Below are 20,739 nucleotides of genomic sequence, written 5' to 3' on the forward strand. Positions count from 1 at the left end.
CCAACATTCAGATAACGCTTACTTGCCGCTCGCGTCGAGCGTCTGCGCGGCCACACGAACCGTTGCGGTCTGGACGATGTCCGCAGCGGAGGTCGCCAGCATTACCTTGTAGTCGCCGCCGGCGATCTTCCACCCGCCGCTGGCGACATCGAACGTCGCAAGCAGGCGCGGGTCGATCGTCACCGAGACCGTCTGACCCTTGCCGGGTGCGAGATCGACCTTGCGGAATGCGCCGAGCCGCTTGGGCGCTTCCCAGCCTGCGCCCGAAACATAGACCTGCGCGACCGTCTTGCCTTGCACCGCGCCGGTGTTCTGGACCGTGAAGTCCGCCTTGATGCCCTTGCCCGCGGGGGACGCGGTCAGCCCGGTCATCGCAAAGTTGGTGTAGGACAGGCCGTAGCCGAACGGGAACAGCGGCTTGGCACCGGTCTTGTCGAACCACTTATAGCCGACCGCCGCGCCCTCGATGTCGTAATTCCCCATCGGATGCGAATCGCGGTCGAGCTTGGGATCGCCCTCCAGCTTGGGCCGCGGGGTCTGTGCGAGCGACGCCGGGAAGGTCGCAGGCAGGTGGCCCGACGGATTGACCTCGCCGGTCAGCACGCGTGCGATCGCCTCGCCGCCCGCCGTGCCCGGATACCACGCTTCCAGCACCGCGCCGACCTTGCCGAGCCACGGCATCACCACCGGACCGCCGGTTTCGAGCACGACCACCGTCTTCGCATTCGCGCGCGCGACCGCATCGATCAGCGCGTTCTGGCCAGCCGGCAGGTTCAGGTCGGGGACGTCGAACGACTCGCCCGTCCACTGCTCGCCGAACACCACGACGACGTCCGCCTTCCGCGCCGCCGCGGCGGCCGCCTTAACGTCCTTGCCGTCGAGATACGTCACGGTCGCGCCGGTGCGTGCCTGCAACGCCTTCATCGGCGACGAAGCGTGATAGGTCTTGGGACCGGGGAAACCGCTCGGGAATTCATCCGGCACGACCAGGCCGTTGGTCGGCGCATTATGCGAATAGACCTGGCTCGATCCACCGCCCGACAGCACCCCGACATCGGCATGCGCACCGATCAGCAGGATCGACTTCGCCGTCTTCGCGATCGGCAGCAGCCCGGCGGTGTTCTTGAGAAGGACGATGCCCTCCTCGGCATCCGCGCGCGTCACCGCAGCATGCGCGGAATAGTCGATTTTGGTCGCCTGATCGCCGTTCACGACGGTGTCGAACGCCCCCACGGAAAACATTCCCCAGAGCACGCGGCGCGCCATGTCGGTCGCGCGCGCTTCGCTGACATGGCCGTTGTTGACAGCCTCGCGCAGCGCATCCGCGAAATACGCCGAGCGATCGAACGCCCAGCCCGACTGCTGGTCGAGCCCGGCATTGGCCGCCTCGCTGGTCGAATGCGTCGCGCCCCAATCGGACATGACATAGCCCTTGAAGCCCCAGTCGCGCTTAAGGACTTTGTTCAAGAGCCAGTCGTTCTCGCACGCGTAATGGCCGTTCACGCGGTTGTACGAACACATCACCGAGCCGGGCTGACCGACCTCGTTGGCTATCTCGAACGCGAGCAGATCGGACTGGCGTGCGGCCTGTTCGCCGATCTTGTGATCGATGTTGTTGCGGTTCGTCTCCTGCCCGTTGAACGCGTAATGCTTCATCGTCGAGACGACGTGCTGCGACTGGATCCCCTTGATCTCGTGGCCGGTGATCACACCCGCCAGCAACGGATCCTCGCCGCCATATTCGAAGTTGCGACCGTTGCGCGGCTCGCGCGTCAGGTTCATGCCGCCCGCGAGCTGCACGTTGAAGCCCGACAGGAACGCCTCGCGGCCGATCATCGCGCCGCCCGCCTGTGCGAGTTCGGGGTTCCAGGTCGCCGCGGTCGTGATCCCCGACGGCAGCGAAGTGCGCAGCCGCGGCGTCGGCCCACGCTGGCTGGCGACGCCGACGCCGGCATCGGTCTGCCACTGGTTCGGGATGCCGAGCCGCGGGATACCCGGCACGATCCCGGCGGACGCGGGCAGGCCGTCCTTCGGATAGACCCAGTTCTTTACCGGCGTCTTCAGCCAGTCGGCATTGGTCGCGAAATAGCCGAAGGTGAGTTGCAGCTTCTCGTCGAGCGTCATCTCCTTGAGGAGTAGATCGACGCGTGCATCGGCGCTCAGCGCAGTGTTCATCCATGGCCGCGCTTTCGGCGCTTCGGTTCGCGCCGCCGCGGCGCCGGGCGCGTTGTTGGTCGTCTGTGCGATGGCGGGCGATGCCGCCACGACGCCGATCACGACCGAACCCGCAAGGAGACGTGCGAAAATGGTCTTGGTGCGAGATGCGGTCATGGAACCCTCTTTTTTTGACTGATGTGCACGTCGGATACGGTCTGCCGAGGCTGTCGCCTAGTGGGTGCGGGCATTCCAGATCTGGCCGATCGTTAAATTGATCGGCCCGCGACATACTTTAATCTAAAGCAAATTGTCGGCGGCTTCGCGATGTAGTCGTGTCTCTCCATGTACGTTTTTACAAAAATTACCGCATAATTGCTAATCTGGCGGTTGAACCCAGTCTCACACGTTGTTACGGCGACGTCAGTCAATGGAGTTTAACATGTCCGAAGATACCACCGACCTGAGTGCCGTCGAACTTGCGACAGAGCTGACCATTGCTTGGCTTGGTAATCCCAATACGCGAAGCTCGGCCGATGACGTTCCTGCCTTTCTGGGCAGAATGCACGATACGGTCGCAGCGCTGTTGGGCGCTACCACCGAAGCGCCTCCCGTCGAAGCAGCGGCTGAATATACGCCGGCCGTGTCGGCACGAAAGTCGCTGGCATCGAAGGATCACATCATCTCGATGATCGACGGCAAGTCCTACAAGACCTTGCGCCGTCATCTCGCGACGCACGGCATGACGCCGGCCGAGTACCGCGAACGCTATGGCCTGAAGCCCGACTATCCGATGGTCGCCGAGAATTATTCGGAAAGCCGTCGTGCGATGGCGAAGAAGATCGGCCTGGGTCGCAAGCCGGGTGCGCGCAAGGCCGAAGCGGCGCCTGCCCCCGCCGCGACCGCGCGCAAGCGCAAGACGGATACCGTCGCCGCCGAATAAGCGGCTGCACAGGGCGTAAAACGAAAAGGGGACCGGTGCGCCAAGCACCGGTCCCCTTTTTTTGTCTGCGTCGATTTGTCGGGGGATACCGGCCTATTTGCCGAAGCGGCCCCGCCGGTAGAGCAACGTGATCGCGACGCGGCGGTTACGCGGATCGGCCGCATCCTTCACGATCAGGGGCTCCCGGTCGGCGACGCCTTCGATCCGTTCGAAGCGTGCTTCCGGGGTTCCGCCCAACAGCAACCGGCGGCGGGTCGCCTCGGCACGCCCCGACGATAGCATCCAGTTGTTCATCGCGCGCGGATCGCCATACGGCACGCTGTCGGTATGGCCCCGGATCATGATCGGGTTCTGCATGCCCTTGATCGACGTGGCGATCATCCCGATCAGGTCGCCCGCCTGCGGATCGAGCGCGGTCGTACCGAGCGCGAACATCGAATAATCCGCATCGTCGACCAGGTCGATCCGCATGCCGTCCTGCGTCGGAACGAAGCGGACGTGGCTCGCGAGCCGCGACAGCTTGGGCGACGCGGCGATCTGGCTCAGCACGCGCTTGCGCATCGAATCGAAGTTCTTGCGATCTTCGCTGGCGAGCGCCTGTCGGTTCTTGATCGTACCCTGCTCGCCGGTACCGGTGGACGCGCCGCCCTTGCCTGCATCGGGCACCGCGATCTGCGGCATGCTCGTCTGCCCAGCCTTCGGACCGATCTTGTTCTTGTCGAGAATAGACTCCCCGCCGAACAGCCCACCGCCACCGATCCCGAGCGAGCGTGTATCGAGCAGCGTCGGCGCGAAGTAATCGGCGATACCCTTGCGCTGTTTCTCGGTGGTCGCGCCAAGGATCCACAGCAGCAAAAAGAACGCCATCATCGCGGTCACGAAATCGGCATAGGCGACCTTCCAGGCGCCGCCGTGATGGCCGCCATGTCCCTCGATATAGATCTTCTTGACGATGATCTTGGGCGGCTGAATGTTGCCATGGGGTGCGCGGGCCATATCGATCGCGCCTTACTTGCCGCGAAGCCCGTCGAAGACTTCGGCGAAGCCCGGCTGGTTCTTGTGCGCGATGCCCGAGCGCGCGGCCTCGATCACCAGCGGCTGCGGATGGCCGTGGAGCGAGGCGATGATGATCTGCTTGACCACGCCGTAGATCGCCGCGTCGGCATCGAGCACCTGGCGCAGCCGGTTGGCAAGCGGCGCGACCATGCCATAGGCGAGCAACACGCCCATGAACGTGCCGACCAGCGCCGAGCCGATCATCGAGCCGAGGATCGACGGCGGCTTGTCGATCGACCCCATCGTCTTCACCACGCCCAGCACCGCGGCGACGATGCCGAGTGCGGGCAGCGCGTCGGCGAGGCTGGTCAGCGTGCCGTGCGCACTTTCTTCCTCGTGATGATGCGTCTTGATCGACTGGTCCATCACCTCCTCGACCGCGTGCACGTCGAGCGTACCCGACGACACCACGACCAAGCGCAGCGTGTCGGCGATCAGGTTGATGAGCGCATGATCCTTTAACAACTTGGGATATTCGGCGAACACCGCGGAAGACTGCGGGTCCTCGACATGCGGCTCGAGCGCGATCGGCCCGTCCATCCGCAGCATCTTCATCAGCTTGCTGACGAGGAAGATGACGTCGAGGTAATCCTGCTTCTTGTATTTCGGGCCCTTGAAGACCTTGCCGAGGCCGCCGCCAAGCGCCTTCAGTTCCTTGCCCGAATTGCCGATGATCAGGGCGCCCGCAGCGGCACCGCCGATGATCAACATCTCGTGCGGGATCGCCTCCAGGACGGGACCGAGCGCGCCGCCGGTGAACGCGAACCCGCCGAACACCATGACGAGAAGGACGACGATGCCGATGACCGGAAACATGCTGCTGGAAAATCCCTCTGGGTCGACGACGGTTAATGCGTAGCCAGAGAATTAACCGGATTTCGTAGCCAACCCGTTACCGCGGCGCGGCGCACGGCAAAAAAACTCCCGGTCGCCACGGCTCAGCGCAAATAGTCGAACAGCGATAGCGCCGACAGCTTCGAGAAACTCGCCTGTGTCGCGGACAGGACCGTCATGGTCTTTTGCAACTCGACGACCGCACTGGTGATGTCGGTATCCTCGAGGCCCGACCGGGTCGCCTCGCGGTCGGTGCCGACGTCCTTCAGCCGCGACGTCTCGAGATCGACCCGTGCCGCACGCGCGCCGAGCGACGCCTGGACGCTGGTCACCTGATCCGATGCCGCACTGATGTCGGCCAGCGAACCGTCGAGCGATACCGGCTTAAAATCATCCGACTGCAACGCGGTCGCGATCGCCGACAGCATCGCCAGCGTGTTGGTGCCGCCCTCGATGCTGCCATCGGCCTTGGTCGTGCCACCGACCGTAAAGATCCGTGCCGCGGTCTCGTTGGCCTGGACGCTTTGGCCATCGCCGATCGGGATGCCCGATACCGGCTTCGCCGCCAACGCGAAGCTACCGTCGGCGGCGACCGCGGCGGCGCCGTCTCCACCACCGAACAGGGCTTGGCCGCGCGCGTCCTTGGTATTGGCAATCGCCGTAAGCGAGGCGACGATTCCGGCAACCTGTTCGCCGATCGCCTTGCGGTCGACGGCATTGAGCGTCCCGTTCTTCGCCTGGGTCACGAGCGTCACCGCACTCTGCAGCTGATCGGTCATCGCGCTGAGGCTGGTATCGCCTTGTTTGAGCACCGATTCGGCGGTGCCGAGATTGGCCGTATAGACCTTGTCGTTCGCGGTATCGCGCGCGAGCCCCTGCAACCGTTGATAGGCAACACTGTCCTGCGACGGCGCGAAGAATCGCTTGGTCGTCGAGATCTGCGTCTGGAGCGAATCGGCCTTCGCCGAGAGCGACGTCATCGCGGTCGCGGAACGATCATAGAAAAGGCTGGTGGCGATTTGCATGGGCGTTACCGGATCTCGAGGATGGTCTGGAACGTGTCGCGTGCGGTCTGAATGACCCGGCTCGATGCCTGATAGGCCTGCTGGAAGCGGAGCAGGTCGACCGCTTCGCTATCAAGATCGACCCCGGACGCCGCCGCCAGCGAGCTGACCGCACCATCGCGGATCGCGCTCTGCGCATCGGCAACCGTCTTGCGCTGCTCCAATGAGGCAGCGTTACCGGCAATGAGGTTGGTCGTCCGCGTCTCAAACCCGCCGCTGCCGCGCACTGCCTGCAACGCCGACAGGTTCGATGCATCGCGGATGCTGCCGTTCGCGCTCGCCGCGGCAATACCGCGCGGATCGGTCATCGTGACGGATATATCGGTCGGCGTGGCACCCGTCGTGAACAACGCGGCCCCGGCCTTGCCGTCGAGGTCCCGCCCCTGCATCTGCACGGCGTTGACCTGCGCGGTGAAATCGCTGGCGATCGCGTTCAAACCCTCGCGCGCCGACGCGATCCGTTGCGCCCCATCGGCGAACCCGGCCAGCGTCCCGCCCGATGGCGACAAGGCCGAGGTGGCGCCGGCACGAGTCACCGCGAACTGCACCGCGCCCTCGTCGTTGCGGGCGAACGATACCTGGCCGCTATCGGTGCCGACGACGAACACCGACCCCGCCGCGCCGCCGAGACGCACGGTGGCGCGTCCGAGATCGTCGAACGCGGTGTTGACGTCGGTGAGCGTGCTCATCTGTTCGAGCACCTGATCGCGCTGATCGGCAAGCTGCGCCGCACTCGACGAACCAGGCTGAGTCCGGGCGAGGCCGTCGTTGATCTTGGCCAGCGCGGTTCCAAGCGAATTGAGCGACTGGACCGCCTGCGATGCCGATGCATCAAGTTCGGTCGCCGCGGTATCGAGCGCCTTGCCGGTGGTGGCGAAGGCGGCCGCGACCGTGCTGGCGGATTCGAGCATGACCGCGCGCGCCGGAACCGATGTGGGGTCGGCGGACAGCGCCTGCGCCGCGCCGAAGAAACTGGTGAGCCGGTCGCCCAGCTTGTTGTCGCCGAGCGACGTTTCGATCCGACCCATCCAGGCGACGCTGGTTTCGGTCTTGGCGAGATCGGTACCGGCGCTGCGCACCGCCTGCGACCGATAGGCATCGGCGCTCCGCGCAATGCCCGTGACCGTCACGCCGCTGCCGATCGAGGATGTGCGCGCGTTGATCCCGCCGCTGATCGATCCGACTTCGCCAAGCGTGGTCGTACGCCGGGTGTAGCCCGCCGTGCCCGTGTTGGCGATGTTCTCCGACACCGTCGACAGCGCGGTCTGATACGCACGCACGCCCGAAGCGCCGATCGAAAGGAGATCGCTCATGGCGGTGAGTCTGTCGCGGTCGGGTTAATATCGGATTGAGATTTGGCGAGAAAGTCCGTCATCGCCTTGCCGATGCCGAGCGGCGTGTGCTCGGCCATCGCCTTTGCGGTCAGCCCATCCTGCATGTCGGTGAAGGTATCGATCGCCTTCGAATCGAACAGCGGGTCGCTGAGTTTCGCCTGGCGCATGCTCTTCAGCATCATGCCCGTGAAAACCGCCTCGAACTTCTGGCCGGCCTTGTCGAGATTGTCCTTCGACTTGAGCCGGCTTGTATCGGTCGAGATCCCGGTGGTGGCGCCCGCAGTCGGCGTCGTAGGGGTGGAGATCACGCTCACAGGACGATCAACTCGGCCTTGAGCGCGCCAGCTTCCTTCAGCGCCTCGAGGATCGCGACCAGATCGGCCGGCGAGGCGCCGATCGCGTTGACCGCCTTGACGATGTCGGCAAGCTTGGGGCCGGGTGCGAGCAGGAACATCGGGCGACGCTCTTCCTCCACCGCGACCGCGCTGTTCGGCGTGACGACGGTCTGGCCGCCACTGAACGGTGCGGGCTGGCTGACCTGCGGCTTCTCGTCGATCCGCACCGTCATCTTGCCGTGCGTGATCGCCGCCGGACCGACCCGGACCGCCGAATTGATGACCACGGTGCCGGTGCGCGCGTTGACGATCACCTTGGCCGATGGTTCGGCGGAGACGACGTCGAGATTCTCGATCGTCGACATCAGCGTGGCCCGGATGTCGGCACCGATCGGTGCACGGACCGCGACCGAGACCGCGTCGATCGCCTGCGCGCTGCCGAAGCCGAGCTTGGAATTGATCGCGCCGGCAACGTTCTGCGCAGTCGTGAAATCGGCACGTGCGAGGTTGAAGGTGAGCGTCGGCGCGCTGTCGAACCCGGTGGCGACCGCACGTTCGACCGTGGCGCCCTCGGGGATGCGGCCAGTCGAGGGCACGTTGACGACGATCTTCGACCCGTCCGCGCCTTCCGCACCGAGCCCGCCGACCGCGAGGTTGCCCTGCGCCATCGCGTAGATCTGGTTATCCGCACCGAGCAGCGGGGTCATGATCAGGCTACCGCCGCGGAGCGACTTGGCCTTGCCCATCGATGCGACGGTGATGTCGAGGCGCTGGCCGGGCTTGGCGAATGGCGGGAGTTCGGCGGTGATCATGACGACCGCCGCGTTCTTCATGCCAGGGTTCGCAGATGGCGGTAGTTGCAGGCCAAAGCGCGACGCGACGGCCTTTAGCGACTGCACGGTGTATTCGAGATTGTCGTCGCCCGTGCCTGGCAGGCCGACGACGATGCCGTAGCCGGTCAGCTGGTTCGAACGAATACCCTGGAACCCGCCAAGGTCCTTGATCCGGTCGGCCGAGGCCGGCGCGGCGATCAGGAGCGCGGCGAAAAGGGCGAGCAGGAAGCGCATGGTCACGGCCTTAGAATGGGCTGACGACGGAGAAGAAGCGGCCGAGCCACCCCTGGCGGCCGGCGCGGGCGACGTCGCCCTTGCCGGTGTACGAGATCTGCGCATCGGCGACGCGGGTCGACAGCACGCGGTTGTTCGCATCGACGTCGGCGGTGCGGACGAGGCCCTTGATCTTCAGGAACTCGTCGCCGCGGTTGAGCGTGACGCGCTTCTGGCCCTGCACCAGCATCGTGCCGTTCGGATAGACCTCGGCGACCGTCACGCTGACTTCGCCCGACAGCGAGTTCGCCTGGTCCGCGGCGCCGGTGCCATTGAAGCTGCGCCCGCCGCTGATCGTCGCATCGGTCTTACTGAACAGATTGAGCGCGCCGGTGGTCGGCGGTGTGATGCTGCCCGAGCCATTGCTGTCGAGCTTCGAGCCCGACGACTTCGACGCGGCGGTCCGCTCGACCAGCACGATCGTCAGCGGATCGCCGACTTTGCGCGCGCGCCAGCCTTCGTACAGCGCGGCATAGCCGTCCTGCGCCTGGAAGATCGATCCGGTCGCGACGACCGGCACCGGCTGGACCGGCAAGGGCCGTGCCACCGAAAAATCCTCGGGCGGAGCCTTTTTGCCGAACAGGCTGGCGTCCACCGGGGAGGCACCAAGTCCGGCGATGACGAGCGTGCCGACCAGCACGACGATTTGAGCGTTGCGCATCACGATCAGATGTTCTGGTTGATGTATTTGAGCATGTCGTCGGTCGCCGAGATCATCTTCGAATTAACCTCGTACGCGCGTTGTGTCTCGATCATGTCGACGAGCTCCTCGACGACGTTGACGTTCGACGCCTCGAGCATCCCCTGCTTGATATTGCCGCGACCGTCCTGCCCTGCGACGCCGACATTAGCCGCGCCGCTGGCAGCGGTCTCGACGAGGTAATTATCGCCGGTCGCTTGCAGGCCTGCGCCGTTGGGGAAGTTCGCGACCTGGATCTGGCCGAGCTGCGATGCTTCGGTCTGGCCGGGGATGGTCGCCGACACGGTCCCGTCGGAGCCTATCGTAATCGCGGTCGTACCCTCGGGCACGGTGATTCCGGGCTGCACCTGATAGCCTTCGCTGGTGACCAGCAAGCCCTCGGCCGAACGCGAGAAATTACCCGAACGCGTATAGCCGAGCGTACCGCCGGGCATCTGCACCTGGAAATAGCCATCGCCGTCGAGCGCGAGATCGAGGCTGTTGCCGGTCGTCTGCATCGCGCCCTGCGTATCGACGCGCGCGGTGCCCTGGATCTTGACGCCGGTGCCGAGATTGAGCCCGGTCGCATATTTGGTCTCGGACGTGCTCTGCGCACCCGGCGTCGTGACGGTCTGGTACGCGAGCGTCTCGAACGCCGCGCGGTCCTTCTTGAAGCCGGTGGTGTTCACGTTGGCGAGGTTGTTCGAGATGACGCGCATGCGCATGTCCTGGGCGTCGAGCCCGGTGCGCGCGATATGCATGGCTGCGGATGACATTCGTCGGTTCCTTCTAGCTCGGCAGGCGCATCAGCGATGCACCGCTCTCATCCATGTCCTTGGCGTTCTTCATCATGTTCGCCTGGACTTCGTAGCTGCGCTGGTTCTCGATCATGTCGACCAGCGCCTGAGTCATGTTGACGTTCGATCCCTCGATCGCGCCGCCCAGCACTTTCGCGTCGAGATCCTCGGGCAGCGTCCCCCCGCCCTTCACGCGCAGCAGGTTGTCGAGGCCCTTGACCGTGTCCGACCCCTTGGTGTCGGCGAGCTTGAGCTTGTCGATTACCTGAGGGTTCTTCGCGTCGCCCCCCTGCGGCACGATCGAGATCGTCCCGTCGCCGGCGATCGTCAGCGACTGATAGGGTGGCAGCGTGATCGGCCCCCCCGAGCCGATCACCGGGTGCCCGTCGCCGGTCTGCAGCACGCCCGATGGCGCGACCTCCAGATCGCCGCGGCGGGTGTACGCCTCCGAGCCGTCCGACGCCTGCACCGCAAGCCAAGCCGTGGTGCCGGTGATCGCAACGTCGAGCGGACGCCCGGTCAGCTGGATCGCACCGGGTGCGCGGTCCGCGTCGGTCACCTCTTCCGAGGTCGGCGCGCGTGCCTCGATCGTGCTGCCGTCGCCCTTCAGGTTGAGCCGGTCGAACACCACGCGATCGGCGCGAAATCCGGTGGTCGACGCGTTCGCCATGTTGTTGGCGATCGCTGCCTGCGCCGCCATGTGCGCGCGCAGGCCCGTCGCCGCGGTGTAGACCAGCTTATCCATTCAGGGTCCCCTGCGCGCGCTTGCTTAGCTGCGGATGTTGAAGATGGTCTGCGAGATCTGGCTGGCGGTATCCAAGGCCTTCGAGTTCGCCTGGAAATTGCGCTGCGCCGCGATCAGGTCGACCAGTTCCTCGGTGATATCGACGTTCGATCGCTCGATCGTTCCCGACATCAGATTGCCGAACCCATTGGCGCCCGCCGACCCCAGCTTCGCCTCGCCCGACACGCCGGTCGACGACCAGTTGCTGTTGCCGATCTGCCGCAACCCTTCCGGGTTCGAGAAATTGGCGAGCATCACCTGACCCAGCGCCTGCGTATCGCCGTTCGAGAAGCTCGCCTTGACGATCCCCTTCTCGTCGATCGTCACGCCCTGGATCTGACCGACTGCCTTGCCGTCCTGCGTCCGCGACGTGACGTTGAACGCGCTGGCTTTCTGCGTCGTATCCGCGCCGAACGTGAACGCGATGTTCTGCGGCGTGGCCGAACCGGCGGTGGTGAACTCGTCATACGTGATCGGGCCGGTCGGTGCGGTCATCTTGCCCGCGGAGTCGAACGTCATCGTCGTGCCGGCATTGCCGCCCGACGTCAGCTCCTTGTCGCCGACGAAGCTATGGACTTCCCAGCTGCTGTTCGGATTGTCCGCGGTCGGCGACGATGTGCGCTTGAAATAATTGGTGAGCGTCATCGCGTTGCCCGACGCGTCATAGACCGTGGTCTGTGCCGACTGGTTGTAGCTCGACGGATCGAAGCGATCGAAGGTCGCGGTCGTCGGCACGGTCGCGCTCGAATTGAGATTGACGCTCAGTGCGACGGCCTTGGTCGGCGCTGCGGTGCCGCTCGTTTCCGGCAGCTGCAGGCTGACCGCGGAATTGAGACCGGTCGCGACGACCGAACCCGACCCATCCACCGGATATACCTGAAGATGGCTGCCGCTCGAATCGACGACGAAGCGGTTGGCGTCGACCAGAAAGCCGCCGTTGCGGGTGAAGTTGACCTGCGACGACGCGCTGTCGGGCTTCACCACGAAGAACCCGTCACCCGACACGGCAAGATCGAGCGCGTTCGACGACTGGATCAGATTGCCCTGCGCGAACTGCTGGCGGTTGCCCTTGACCATGACGCCCGAGCCGATCTGCTGCGACGGCGCGACCGAGACGCTCGACGCAATCACGTCGGCGAAATCGGTGCGGCTCTTCTTGAAGCCGTTGGTCGAGACGTTCGCCAGATTGTGCGAGATCGTCGACATCTCAGTCTGCGATGCCTGGAGACCGGAAAGCGAAGTGTAGAAGGACATGCGTTTGACTCCGTTGAATTAGGGTGCGGTCAGCCGATCTGGCGGACGGCGCTGACCGGCACTTCGCCGATCCCGGGAAGGGTGAGGATGGCGGAACCGGTGGTGGTCGAGACCGACTGGACGGGCGCCCAGACCAGGCTGGTCGCGGCGACCGCGGTGCCGTCGTTCTGCGCGTTGATGCTGACCTTGAACGGGCCGCTGCCGGCGTCGGCCCCGGCGCTGTCCTTGCCGTCCCAGTCATAGCCGACCGTGCCCTTGGCTTGCGCGCCAAGCTGCATCGTCTTGATCGCGACGCCGTTGGCATCACTGATCGTGACGTTGACGCCGGTTGCCGCACCGCCGAGTTCGACCGATCCCGCAATCCCGCCAGAGCTGCGTCCATAGGCCGTCGACCCTTCGGTCAGCACGGTCTTGCCGACATAGGCGAGCGCATCGCTGGTGCTGGTCGCGCCGAGCTTGTCGGAGATCGCCTTCATCGTCGTGTTCATTTCGGAGATGCCGGCGAGCGAAGAGAACTGCGCCATCTGTGCGACCATCTGCGTGTTGTCGACCGGGTTGAACGGGTCCTGATTCTGCATTTGTGCGGTCATCAGCTTGAGAAAGTCGTTCTGATTCAGCGTCGATGCACTGGCCGCGGTGCTTGTAGTGGCGGTCGTCGAGGTGCGCGTAATGCCCAGACCGTTCAGCGTGGAATCGAAGGAAGTTGCCATGATCAGCGGCCTAGCTTGAGGGTATCGATGATGAGCGACTTCGCGGTGTTCATCACTTCGATGTTGTTCTGGTAGCTGCGGGCGGTCTCCATCATGTCGACCATCTCGCGGGTTTCATCGACTGCCGCCTCGAAGATGTTGCCATCCTTATCGGCCATCGGATTGTCAGGGTCGTAGCGCTTGGTCGGCGCTTCACCGGCGGTGACGACGCGCTCGACGTCGACCGTGGACATGCCGCTGGCCGCATCGAAGCTGGTGCGGAACACCGGCTTCATCGTCTTGTACGCGGTCTCCGCCGAGCCGGTGGTGCCGCCGGCATTGGCGAGGTTCGACGCGGTGGTGTTCATCCGGACGAGCTGCGCGGACATCGCGCGGCCGGCGACCTGAAAAATCGTCATGGGCTGATTGGACATCTTATTCCCCCTTCAGCGCGCGCGTAATCTGGCCGATCCGCCCGTTCAGGAACGACAGGGTCGTCTGATACTGGACGGCGTTCTCGGCGAACGCGGTCTGCTCCTGGCTCAGCTCGACGGTGTTGCCATCCATCGAGGTCTGCGTCGGCACGCGGTATTTGGTCGCGGCGCTGGTGCTGCCCTCATTCTCGACCGACGCGAGCGCCGACTGGAAATCGATGTCGCGCGCCTTAAAGCCGGGCGTCGACGCGTTGGCGATGTTCGACGCCAGCACACCCATGCGCTGCGAGCGCACCTCGAGTGCTGCCCCATGAACTCCGAAAAGCGTGTCGCCTGACACAAGCCCGTCTCCTGGCGCACCCATTGCGCAACCGGACATAAGCAATGGCCGTGCCAGTTTTTGGTGCGAGGGTGGCGGATGGCGGTTTGCCGGGTGACGGCAAACGGGCGGCAAGGCGAACGGCAAGCGGTTGCCGGTGTTGCAGGGATGGCCGGCAAGGCGGTTGCCGGTTGGATCGGTCAAGTCGGCAAACCGAACTCCGACACCCGCCCTATCATGTTTCCCCGCGAAGGCGGGGATCCAGCCTGGGCTCCCGCCTTCGCGGGAGAACAAGGAGAAGAGTGCTGCCGTGCGATGGTTGCGACACCCTTCACCGGAGTGGCGCGCGGGGTACCTATCCCAACAGGTCGACCACCCCGGCGACGGCCGGGGCCCAATTGGAGAGGTTGCAGTAACGAAGCGCGCGCTCAGTGAGCGACGTCCCTCAATTGGGCCCCGGCCTTCGCCGGGGAGGTGCTTTGGTGGAGGGATTGAGAGGTCCCACCCGCTCTTTCCTCCCGGACCTGCTCCGGGGTCCATTGCTCCGCACACTGGATGCCATCGCCTACCCGGTAGGTAGCCGCCGGAACCGGTCCGACATGACGGAGACGCCCCAAACCCAATCCGGCACACCCCTTGCATCATCCCACGCACATGATCACGCTCGCCCAACTTCTCGACCCAGCAGCGCTCGCCATCGTCGGTGGCGGCACCGCGCTGGCGGTCATCCTCCGCACCCCGTTCCGCGATCTCGGCCGCGCGCTCGTTGCGGTCACGACGCTCGCCCGCGGTCGGTTCGATGCGGACCCGCTGCTCCAGCAGATCACCGCGCTCGCCCGGATCGCCAAGCGCCACGGCGTGATGGCGCTCGATCGCTCGGTCATTGCCGATGCCGACGTCGCCGCCGCGATCGCCGCGATCGTCGATGGAGCCTCGGCGACCGGCGTTTCGACGCTCGTCCAGCACCGCCGCCGTGCCCGCATAGAGCGCCACGTCGCCGCCGCCGACGTCTGGGCCGGCGCTGCCGAAGTCGCCCCCGCGATGGGCATGATCGGCACGCTGATCGGCCTTGCCCAGATGTTCGCGACGATGAGCGATCCCGGTGCGATCGGTGGCGCGATGGCGGTTGCGCTGCTCGCCACGCTGTACGGCGCGCTGTTCGCCAATTTGCTCTTCATGCCGATCGCCAACCGGCTGCGTGCGCAAGGGCGCAACGAAGCGTTCGAGCGCGCCCGCATCGAAGCGCCGCTCGTGACGCTCGCCGACCGCGAGACGCCGCGGGGCTATGTCGCGCCAAGCTTGGCACCGACCCTGGCTACCGTGGCATGAACGCTAGCGACTATCCCGATGCGCCGACCGGCAAGTCGCTCTGGCTGATCACGCTCGCCGACCTCGCCTTGTTGCTGGTCGGCTTCCTCGTGCTCCTGCAGGCAACCCAGCACATCGGCGGCAAGGATTTGGCAAAGGGTATCCGCGAAGGCTTTGGCGCCAACGATGCCGAGCCCGCGCCGATGCCTGTTGCCGCCGCCGGGATCCTCGATTTCGCGCCCGGCTCGGCGATCCTGCCGACCACGCCTGGCGCGCTCGTCGCCTGGGCGCGGGAAGCGGCACGCGATCCCCGCGTGATGCTCACGGTTACCGGATCCACCGACGGTACGCCCGCCGATATCGATCGCGTCACAGGTAGCGCCGCGATCCTCGCCGCCGACCGTGCGCGCACCGTCGCCGCCGCGCTCGCCGCGGTCGCGCCGTCGCGCGTGGCGATCGTCACCGCCACCAAACCCGGCCGCCGCGCCGCGATCGTCTCCGTCGCCTTTGTCGGCGAACTCCAAACGGGCCCAGTTCGAAGGACACCGCAATGATCATCCCGTTTCTGCTCATGGCCGCGAGCTTCCAGGATACCGCCGCGCTCGATCGCTCGGTCACCGCGTTTACCGGGCGCCCGATCGGCGCCGAGGGTGGCGCACGCACGCCCGTCGATGTACGGCTGCGGCTCGCGACCTGCCCGACAGTGTCGCTGTCGTGGCGTACCGAACAGCATGATGCGGTCGTCGTCGCGTGCGAAGGGCCATCATGGCGGATCTTCGTGCCCGTGATCCGGCCGGCGAACGCTCCCGCCGCGATTGCCGCGTCGTTCGTGCCCGTGGCCAAGGCCGCGCCGGTCATCAAGCGCGGCGATCCGATCGTGATCGAGGCTGGCACCGAGGGCTTTTCGATCAGCCGCGAAGGCGTTGCGATGGGCGATGCCGCCCCCGGCGGGCGCTTCATGGTCAAGGTGGACGCGACGCGGACGCCGGTCCAGGCGATCGCCGTAGAGGCGGGTCGCGCGACTTTGCCCGGCTGGTCGAACTAAATTTTCGAACAGATTAATTTTGCTAAAGCTTTTCGCGGTGCGGTCGTTTCTTCTCATGTCAGCGCAAACCAGAGGATGCGGACATGGTGGACTCGATCGGTGCGAAGCCGTCAGTAGCAGGAGATCGCTCCGTCGCGCGCGTCGCCGCCGCGACGCCGACGACGCCCGTTCAGACTCCGGTACAGCCCTCGCCGCAAGCCGCGGCACAGGCGCAAAACCCGGTCCTCTCGGACTCGTTGGCACTGGCCAGGACGATGGCATCGTCGCCGCCGATCAACGCGACGCGCGTTGCCGAGATCAAGAAGGCGATCGCCAGCGGCACCTTCCCCATCCTTCCCGCGACCATCGCCGATCGGCTGATGGCGCTCAGCCTCGCCTGGAATTCCAATGAAGCGGCGTGAAGCCCTGATCCGCGTGATCGACTCGCTGCATGCCGAGATCGCCGCGCTGAAGTCGAACGACGTCGCCAGCCTCGAGCGCGCGACCGCGGACAAGCTCGCCGGGATCGAACAGGTCGCGCTGCTCGGCACCGGGCCTGCGGGCACCGAGATCCGCGAGCTGGCCGACGAGGCGAACCGGCTCAACGAGACGTGCCGGATCTACACCAATTTGATGGCGGCAAATGTTCGCCGCCGCCTGCAAACCCTGACCGGCGACGGTGCCGTTGCCGGGTACCGGCCGGGACTTAGGGCAGCGTACGCATAACATCGCGACCGTTTAGAGCACCGCCCCCTCCCCCAACCCAAACGACCGTCACCCCAGCGAAAGCTGGGGTATCCCCGTGATAGGGCGCATCCTTGCCGCGGAAGACCCCAGCTTTCGCTGGGGTGACGGTCTTTTGAATGCGCGCCATACTGCTGGCGGGCGACAAGCGCGAAAACTGGCACGCCCCTTGCTGAGCATCCCCTGAACCAGGGGCACCGCACACGGGCATGACCGTCAATCCTATCACTACCGGCCGGATCCAATCCGCGATCGCGCTTGCGAGCAGCAAGACGGGCGTGGATTTCGACTATCTGCTGGGCCAGGCGAAGCTCGAAAGCGGGCTCAACGCCAATGCCAAGGCCGGCACGTCGAGCGCCTCGGGCCTCTACCAGTTCATCGAACAGAGCTGGCTCTCCGTCGTCAAGAAGCACGGCGCCGAGCACGGCATGGCGTGGGCTGCGAACAGCATCGGCCAGTCGTCGAGCGGCCGCCTCTCGGTCGGCGATGCCGGCACCAAGGCGGCGATCCTCGCGCTGCGCAACGATCCCAATGCCGCCTCGCTGATGGCCGCCGAATACGCCTCGGACAACAAGGCGTCGCTCGAAGGCACGCTGAACCGCCCGGCGTCCGGCACCGACCTGTATATGGCGCACTTCATGGGTCTCGGCGGCGCGACCAAGTTCCTCAAGACGATGCAGGCCAACCCGCAGGCTAGCGGCGCCGCGCTCTTCCCCGCCGCGGCGCGCGCGAACCACAACGTCTTCTACGATTCGAACAACCAGCCGCGCACGCTATCGGCGATCTACGACCGCTTCGCCGACAAGCTCGGCGGTGCCGCCGCCGGTGCGAGCACGACCGCGACGCCCGCCAACTACGCCGCGCAGGCGCTGGACATGAACGGCTCCACGGTCATCACCGGCAACAACGAAAGCGCGGACGACGCGCTCGCCTGGGCGACTACCGCGATGAACAAGTTCACCGGCAAGACGGCCCAGACTGCGGTGAACGTCCTGCGCCCGACGCCCGACACCGCGCGGCTCGCCTACATGATGCTCGCACGGTTGGGTGGCTAAGCCATGAACCGCATCCTTTCCAACGCCCGCGCGTCGGTCCTGCCGCTCGCGATCCTGCTGCTCGTGCTCGTCATGGTCGTGCCGATCCCGGCGTTCATGCTCGACATCTTCTTCGTGGCGAACATCGCGATCAGCCTCGCGGTGCTGATGGTCGCGCTCAACGCGCAGAAGCCGCTCGATTTCTCCGCCTTCCCGACCGTCCTGCTGTTCGCCACGCTCTTCCGTCTCGGCCTGAACGTAGCCTCGACCCGCATCGTGCTGGTTCACGGCCACGAGGGCGAGAGCGCGGCGGGTCACGTCATCGAGGCGTTCGGCACGTTCCTGATCGGCGGCGATTACGTCGTCGGCATCTTCGTCTTCGCGATCCTGATGATCATCAACATGATCGTCGTCACCAAGGGCGCCGGCCGCGTCTCCGAAGTCAGCGCGCGTTTCACGCTCGACGCGCTGCCCGGCAAGCAGATGGCGATCGACGCCGACCTGAACGCCGGCCTCATCACCCCCGACGAAGCCAAGGCACGCCGCGTCGAAGTCTCCACCGAAGCCGATTTCTACGGCTCGATGGACGGCTCGTCGAAGTTCGTGAAGGGCGATGCGGTCGCGGCGATGCTGATCCTCGCCGCCAACATCATCGGCGGCCTGATCCTCGGCCCGGTCAGCCACGGCATGACGATCGCGGATGCGGCGCACAATTACATCCTGCTCGCGATCGGCGACGCGCTGGTCGCGCAGCTGCCGTCGCTGATGCTGTCGATCGCCGCCGCCTCGATCGTCACGCGAGTCACCTCGGACAAGGATCTCGCCGGCCAGATCGGTGGCCAGTTCGGGTCGCCCCGCACCTGGACCCCGGTCGCGGTGATCCTCGCGCTGCTCGGCATCCTGCCCGGCATGCCGCACATGGTGATCCTGCCGGCCGCGGCGATCGCCGGGTTCGCCGCGTGGAAGCTTCGCCAGATCGAGCGCCGTCCTGCCCCCGTCGTTGTCGTCCCCGTCGAGACGATCGACCAGTCGAAAATCGGCTGGGAGGAAGTTACGGATGGCATGCAGGTCAATCTCGACATCGGCTACGGCCTGGTGCCGCTCGCCGACGAGCGCCGCGGCTCGCCGCTGATGGGGCGCATCACCGGCGTCCGCCGCCAGCTGTCGAAGGAACTCGGCTTCGTCGTGCCGCAGGTCCGCGTCCGCGACGACATCAACCTCGCGCCCTATGTATACCGCATCCTCGTCAACGGCGTCGTCGTCGGCGAGGACACCGTGTCGCCCGACGAGATGCTCGCGCTCGATACGGGGCAGGCGTTCGGCGATCTGTTCGGCAAGAAGGTCAAGGATCCGACCTTCGGGCTCGACGCGACCTGGGTCGATGCGAGCGATGCCGATGCGGCGACCGGTGCGGGCTATCTCGTGGTCGATCCCGGCACCGTGATGGCGACGCATCTGAACCACCTGCTCGGCCAGAACGCGGCCGAGCTGCTCGGCCAGGACGAAGTGCAGGCGCTGCTCGACGGCCTCAAGGAGCGCGCCGCACAGCTGGTGGCAGCACTCGCGCCGCTGCCGATCACGACGCTGACGCAGGTCCTAAAAGGTCTGCTCGCGGAGAACGTGCCGCTCAAGGAATTCCGTCGCATCGCCGGCGCGATCGCGGTCGCGGCGCAGCGCACGCAGGACGCCGAGGAGATCATCGAGACGATCCGTCCCGAGCTCGGCGCGCTCATCATCCAGAAACTGTGCGGCGTGCGCGAACCGCTGCGCGTCATGACGTTGGAGGGTCAATTGGAAGGTCTGCTCGGCCAGGCGATGCGCGCCGATCAATCGCGCCGCCACGTCATCGAACCCGATCTCGGCCGCCGCATCGTCGAGGCACTGCAACGCGCCGCCGAACCGCTGATCGCCGAAGCGAAACCGTTCGCGCTGGTCGTCCAGCCGACCATCCGCATCGCGATCCGCAAGCTGGTGCGGACGTGCCTGCCCGATACGCCGGTCATGTCGTTCTTCGAGGTGCCCGAGGAAAAGGCGGTCGAAGTCGTCGCGGTCATCGGTGCCTCGCAGCAGGCGCTGGCGGCATGAGCGCGCTCCCGATGCGCGGCGCGTTCGACGATGCGCAGCCCTATACAGGCCAGCCGCTCACCTACCGTCCGCATCAACGCCCCGGCGGCGATGCGGACCAGCTCGTCAAACAACACCTCCCGCTGGTCCGCCGGATCGCGTGGCACGTCCATGGCAGCATGAGCAGCAGCGTCGAAGTCGAGGACCTGATCCAGGTCGGCCTAGTCGCACTGGTCGAGGCCGCCGCGAATTTCGACGAACGCGGCATGCCGTTCAAGACCTATCTGATCACCCGCCTACGCGGCAGCATGATCGACGAACTCCGCCGCCAGGCCACGAGCACGCGAGGCGCGATGCGCCGCCGCCGCCAGTACGCCGAGGCGATCTCGACGCTCACCGCCCGCACGGGCAAGGCTCCCGGAGAAGACATGATCGCAGAGCATATCGGCGTGACGATCGAGAAACTCCGCACCGACTACGTCACGGCCGACGCGATCCGCTTCGACTCGATCGACGAGATGTACGCCGACGACCTCCCGTGGTTCGCCGACGACACGCCGGACGCGTTCGAGCAGCTCGCCGACAGCGATATGCGAGAAGCCCTGATCAAGGCGATCACCGCGCTCCCCGAACGCGAAGCGCAAGTGATCCAGCTCTATTACGTCGAGGAACTCAACCTCGAAGAGATCGGTGAAGTGTTCGGCGTCGGCTCGGCGCGCGTCTGCCAGATCAAGGCATCGGCGCACGCAAAATTGAAGAAGGCCCTAGCTCGCGCGGTTTGAA

Annotated in this window: 23 protein-coding genes; 9 read left to right on the top strand and 14 right to left on the bottom strand. The window is 65.6% G+C overall.

Going from position 1 to position 20,739, the window contains the following annotated elements; genetic code table 11:
• Nucleotides 1-18 precede the first annotated feature (18 nt).
• Entirely contained in the window at nt 19-2,331 is a 2,313-nt protein-coding gene (locus tag C8J46_RS06680) for a glycoside hydrolase family 3 C-terminal domain-containing protein (protein ID WP_132736510.1), read from the bottom strand.
• Nucleotides 2,332-2,596: 265 nt separating this feature from the next.
• On the opposite strand from C8J46_RS06680, the gene C8J46_RS06685 reads away from it, so the two are divergent.
• Nucleotides 2,597-3,097: a MucR family transcriptional regulator gene (locus C8J46_RS06685; RefSeq protein WP_132736513.1), complete on the top strand. Its 501-nt coding sequence runs from the start codon at nt 2,597-2,599 to the stop codon at nt 3,095-3,097.
• 93 nt (nt 3,098-3,190) lie between these two features.
• On the opposite strand, the gene C8J46_RS06690 is transcribed toward C8J46_RS06685, so the two are convergent.
• The 13 genes from C8J46_RS06690 to C8J46_RS06750 all read right to left on the bottom strand — a co-directional run bounded on the left by C8J46_RS06690 (nt 3,191) and on the right by C8J46_RS06750 (nt 13,827).
• Nucleotides 3,191-4,093 carry a flagellar motor protein MotB gene (locus C8J46_RS06690; protein WP_132736516.1) on the bottom strand — a complete coding sequence of 301 codons (903 nt, stop codon included), beginning with the start codon at nt 4,091-4,093 and terminating at the stop codon, nt 3,191-3,193.
• A gap of 12 nt (nt 4,094-4,105) precedes the next feature.
• Entirely contained in the window at nt 4,106-4,969 is an 864-nt protein-coding gene (gene motA, locus C8J46_RS06695; RefSeq protein WP_132736518.1) for a flagellar motor stator protein MotA, read from the bottom strand.
• Between the two features lie 122 nt (nt 4,970-5,091).
• Nucleotides 5,092-6,012 carry a flagellin gene (locus C8J46_RS06700; RefSeq protein WP_132736521.1) on the bottom strand — a complete coding sequence of 307 codons (921 nt, stop codon included), beginning with the start codon at nt 6,010-6,012 and terminating at the stop codon, nt 5,092-5,094.
• Between the two features lie 5 nt (nt 6,013-6,017).
• Nucleotides 6,018-7,364: a flagellar hook-associated protein FlgK gene (gene flgK, locus C8J46_RS06705; protein ID WP_132736523.1), complete on the bottom strand. Its 1,347-nt coding sequence runs from the start codon at nt 7,362-7,364 to the stop codon at nt 6,018-6,020.
• A complete protein-coding gene (locus C8J46_RS06710; RefSeq protein WP_132736942.1) occupies nt 7,361-7,693 on the bottom strand; it encodes a rod-binding protein in 333 nt (110 codons plus the stop codon). The genes flgK and C8J46_RS06710 overlap by 4 nt, the downstream gene beginning before the upstream one ends.
• 2 nt (nt 7,694-7,695) lie before the next feature.
• On the bottom strand, nt 7,696-8,787 hold the full coding sequence (locus C8J46_RS06715) for a flagellar basal body P-ring protein FlgI (RefSeq protein WP_207894129.1): 1,092 nt from the start codon (nt 8,785-8,787) through the stop codon (nt 7,696-7,698).
• Between the two features lie 10 nt (nt 8,788-8,797).
• Nucleotides 8,798-9,487: a flagellar basal body L-ring protein FlgH gene (locus C8J46_RS06720; protein ID WP_132736528.1), complete on the bottom strand. Its 690-nt coding sequence runs from the start codon at nt 9,485-9,487 to the stop codon at nt 8,798-8,800.
• Between the two features lie 5 nt (nt 9,488-9,492).
• The gene (gene flgG, locus C8J46_RS06725) at nt 9,493-10,281 is read right to left on the bottom strand and encodes a flagellar basal-body rod protein FlgG (RefSeq protein ID WP_132736530.1); all 789 of its coding nucleotides are present in this window, start codon (nt 10,279-10,281) and stop codon (nt 9,493-9,495) included.
• Nucleotides 10,282-10,294: 13 nt separating this feature from the next.
• Complete coding sequence (flgF, locus tag C8J46_RS06730) at nt 10,295-11,047, bottom strand: flagellar basal-body rod protein FlgF (RefSeq protein ID WP_132736533.1); 753 nt, start codon at nt 11,045-11,047, stop codon at nt 10,295-10,297.
• A 24-nt stretch (nt 11,048-11,071) separates the two neighbouring features.
• Entirely contained in the window at nt 11,072-12,340 is a 1,269-nt protein-coding gene (locus tag C8J46_RS06735; protein WP_132736535.1) for a flagellar hook protein FlgE, read from the bottom strand.
• A 29-nt stretch (nt 12,341-12,369) separates the two neighbouring features.
• Entirely contained in the window at nt 12,370-13,050 is a 681-nt protein-coding gene (locus C8J46_RS06740) for a flagellar hook capping FlgD N-terminal domain-containing protein (protein WP_132736538.1), read from the bottom strand.
• A 2-nt stretch (nt 13,051-13,052) separates the two neighbouring features.
• Complete coding sequence (gene flgC, locus C8J46_RS06745; protein WP_056061586.1) at nt 13,053-13,463, bottom strand: flagellar basal body rod protein FlgC; 411 nt, start codon at nt 13,461-13,463, stop codon at nt 13,053-13,055.
• Nucleotide 13,464: 1 nt separating this feature from the next.
• Nucleotides 13,465-13,827: a flagellar basal body protein gene (locus C8J46_RS06750; protein ID WP_132736540.1), complete on the bottom strand. Its 363-nt coding sequence runs from the start codon at nt 13,825-13,827 to the stop codon at nt 13,465-13,467.
• A gap of 609 nt (nt 13,828-14,436) precedes the next feature.
• Here C8J46_RS06750 and C8J46_RS06755 point away from each other — a divergent pair.
• The 8 genes from C8J46_RS06755 to C8J46_RS06790 all read left to right on the top strand — a co-directional run bounded on the left by C8J46_RS06755 (nt 14,437) and on the right by C8J46_RS06790 (nt 20,738).
• Nucleotides 14,437-15,111: a MotA/TolQ/ExbB proton channel family protein gene (locus C8J46_RS06755; RefSeq protein WP_132736543.1), complete on the top strand. Its 675-nt coding sequence runs from the start codon at nt 14,437-14,439 to the stop codon at nt 15,109-15,111.
• Nucleotides 15,108-15,644, top strand: coding sequence for a hypothetical protein (locus tag C8J46_RS06760; RefSeq protein WP_132736545.1), 537 nt, complete (start codon nt 15,108-15,110; stop codon nt 15,642-15,644). The genes C8J46_RS06755 and C8J46_RS06760 overlap by 4 nt, the downstream gene beginning before the upstream one ends.
• Complete coding sequence (locus tag C8J46_RS06765) at nt 15,641-16,135, top strand: flagella basal body P-ring formation protein FlgA (protein WP_132736548.1); 495 nt, start codon at nt 15,641-15,643, stop codon at nt 16,133-16,135. Before C8J46_RS06760 ends, C8J46_RS06765 begins: the two co-directional genes overlap by 4 nt.
• Nucleotides 16,136-16,218: 83 nt before the next feature.
• Nucleotides 16,219-16,536 (top strand): flagellar biosynthesis anti-sigma factor FlgM, encoded by a 318-nt coding sequence (gene flgM, locus C8J46_RS06770; protein WP_132736550.1) that lies wholly within the window; start codon nt 16,219-16,221, stop codon nt 16,534-16,536.
• A complete protein-coding gene (locus C8J46_RS06775; protein WP_121885744.1) occupies nt 16,523-16,840 on the top strand; it encodes a flagellar protein FlgN in 318 nt (105 codons plus the stop codon). The genes flgM and C8J46_RS06775 overlap by 14 nt, the downstream gene beginning before the upstream one ends.
• Before the next feature lie 227 nt (nt 16,841-17,067).
• Nucleotides 17,068-17,913 carry a lytic transglycosylase domain-containing protein gene (locus C8J46_RS06780; RefSeq protein ID WP_132736553.1) on the top strand — a complete coding sequence of 282 codons (846 nt, stop codon included), beginning with the start codon at nt 17,068-17,070 and terminating at the stop codon, nt 17,911-17,913.
• A 3-nt stretch (nt 17,914-17,916) separates the two neighbouring features.
• Nucleotides 17,917-19,977 carry a flagellar biosynthesis protein FlhA gene (gene flhA, locus C8J46_RS06785; protein ID WP_132736556.1) on the top strand — a complete coding sequence of 687 codons (2,061 nt, stop codon included), beginning with the start codon at nt 17,917-17,919 and terminating at the stop codon, nt 19,975-19,977.
• Complete coding sequence (locus C8J46_RS06790; RefSeq protein ID WP_132736558.1) at nt 19,974-20,738, top strand: FliA/WhiG family RNA polymerase sigma factor; 765 nt, start codon at nt 19,974-19,976, stop codon at nt 20,736-20,738. Before flhA ends, C8J46_RS06790 begins: the two co-directional genes overlap by 4 nt.
• Nucleotide 20,739: the final 1 nt, after the last annotated feature.

The organism is Sphingomonas sp. PP-F2F-A104-K0414 (assembly GCF_004340945.1).
Lineage (GTDB): Bacteria > Pseudomonadota > Alphaproteobacteria > Sphingomonadales > Sphingomonadaceae > Sphingomonas.

Coding starts and splice junctions, on each gene's coding strand:
- C8J46_RS06775 (WP_121885744.1), top strand. CDS start 16,523: ATGAAGCGGCGTGAAGCCCTGATCCGCGTGATCGACTCGCTGCATGCC.
- C8J46_RS06790 (WP_132736558.1), top strand. CDS start 19,974: ATGAGCGCGCTCCCGATGCGCGGCGCGTTCGACGATGCGCAGCCCTAT.
- C8J46_RS06755 (WP_132736543.1), top strand. CDS start 14,437: ATGATCACGCTCGCCCAACTTCTCGACCCAGCAGCGCTCGCCATCGTC.
- C8J46_RS06750 (WP_132736540.1), bottom strand. CDS start 13,827: ATGGGTGCGCCAGGAGACGGGCTTGTGTCAGGCGACACGCTTTTCGGA.
- C8J46_RS06735 (WP_132736535.1), bottom strand. CDS start 12,340: ATGTCCTTCTACACTTCGCTTTCCGGTCTCCAGGCATCGCAGACTGAG.
- flgF (WP_132736533.1), bottom strand. CDS start 11,047: ATGGATAAGCTGGTCTACACCGCGGCGACGGGCCTGCGCGCGCACATG.
- flgC (WP_056061586.1), bottom strand. CDS start 13,463: ATGTCCAATCAGCCCATGACGATTTTTCAGGTCGCCGGCCGCGCGATG.
- C8J46_RS06690 (WP_132736516.1), bottom strand. CDS start 4,093: ATGGCCCGCGCACCCCATGGCAACATTCAGCCGCCCAAGATCATCGTC.
- flgM (WP_132736550.1), top strand. CDS start 16,219: ATGGTGGACTCGATCGGTGCGAAGCCGTCAGTAGCAGGAGATCGCTCC.
- C8J46_RS06715 (WP_207894129.1), bottom strand. CDS start 8,787: ATGCGCTTCCTGCTCGCCCTTTTCGCCGCGCTCCTGATCGCCGCGCCG.
- C8J46_RS06760 (WP_132736545.1), top strand. CDS start 15,108: ATGAACGCTAGCGACTATCCCGATGCGCCGACCGGCAAGTCGCTCTGG.
- C8J46_RS06680 (WP_132736510.1), bottom strand. CDS start 2,331: ATGACCGCATCTCGCACCAAGACCATTTTCGCACGTCTCCTTGCGGGT.
- C8J46_RS06700 (WP_132736521.1), bottom strand. CDS start 6,012: ATGCAAATCGCCACCAGCCTTTTCTATGATCGTTCCGCGACCGCGATG.
- C8J46_RS06740 (WP_132736538.1), bottom strand. CDS start 13,050: ATGGCAACTTCCTTCGATTCCACGCTGAACGGTCTGGGCATTACGCGC.
- C8J46_RS06685 (WP_132736513.1), top strand. CDS start 2,597: ATGTCCGAAGATACCACCGACCTGAGTGCCGTCGAACTTGCGACAGAG.
- C8J46_RS06720 (WP_132736528.1), bottom strand. CDS start 9,487: ATGCGCAACGCTCAAATCGTCGTGCTGGTCGGCACGCTCGTCATCGCC.
- flgG (WP_132736530.1), bottom strand. CDS start 10,281: ATGTCATCCGCAGCCATGCATATCGCGCGCACCGGGCTCGACGCCCAG.
- flhA (WP_132736556.1), top strand. CDS start 17,917: ATGAACCGCATCCTTTCCAACGCCCGCGCGTCGGTCCTGCCGCTCGCG.
- flgK (WP_132736523.1), bottom strand. CDS start 7,364: ATGAGCGATCTCCTTTCGATCGGCGCTTCGGGCGTGCGTGCGTATCAG.
- C8J46_RS06780 (WP_132736553.1), top strand. CDS start 17,068: ATGACCGTCAATCCTATCACTACCGGCCGGATCCAATCCGCGATCGCG.
- C8J46_RS06765 (WP_132736548.1), top strand. CDS start 15,641: ATGATCATCCCGTTTCTGCTCATGGCCGCGAGCTTCCAGGATACCGCC.
- motA (WP_132736518.1), bottom strand. CDS start 4,969: ATGTTTCCGGTCATCGGCATCGTCGTCCTTCTCGTCATGGTGTTCGGC.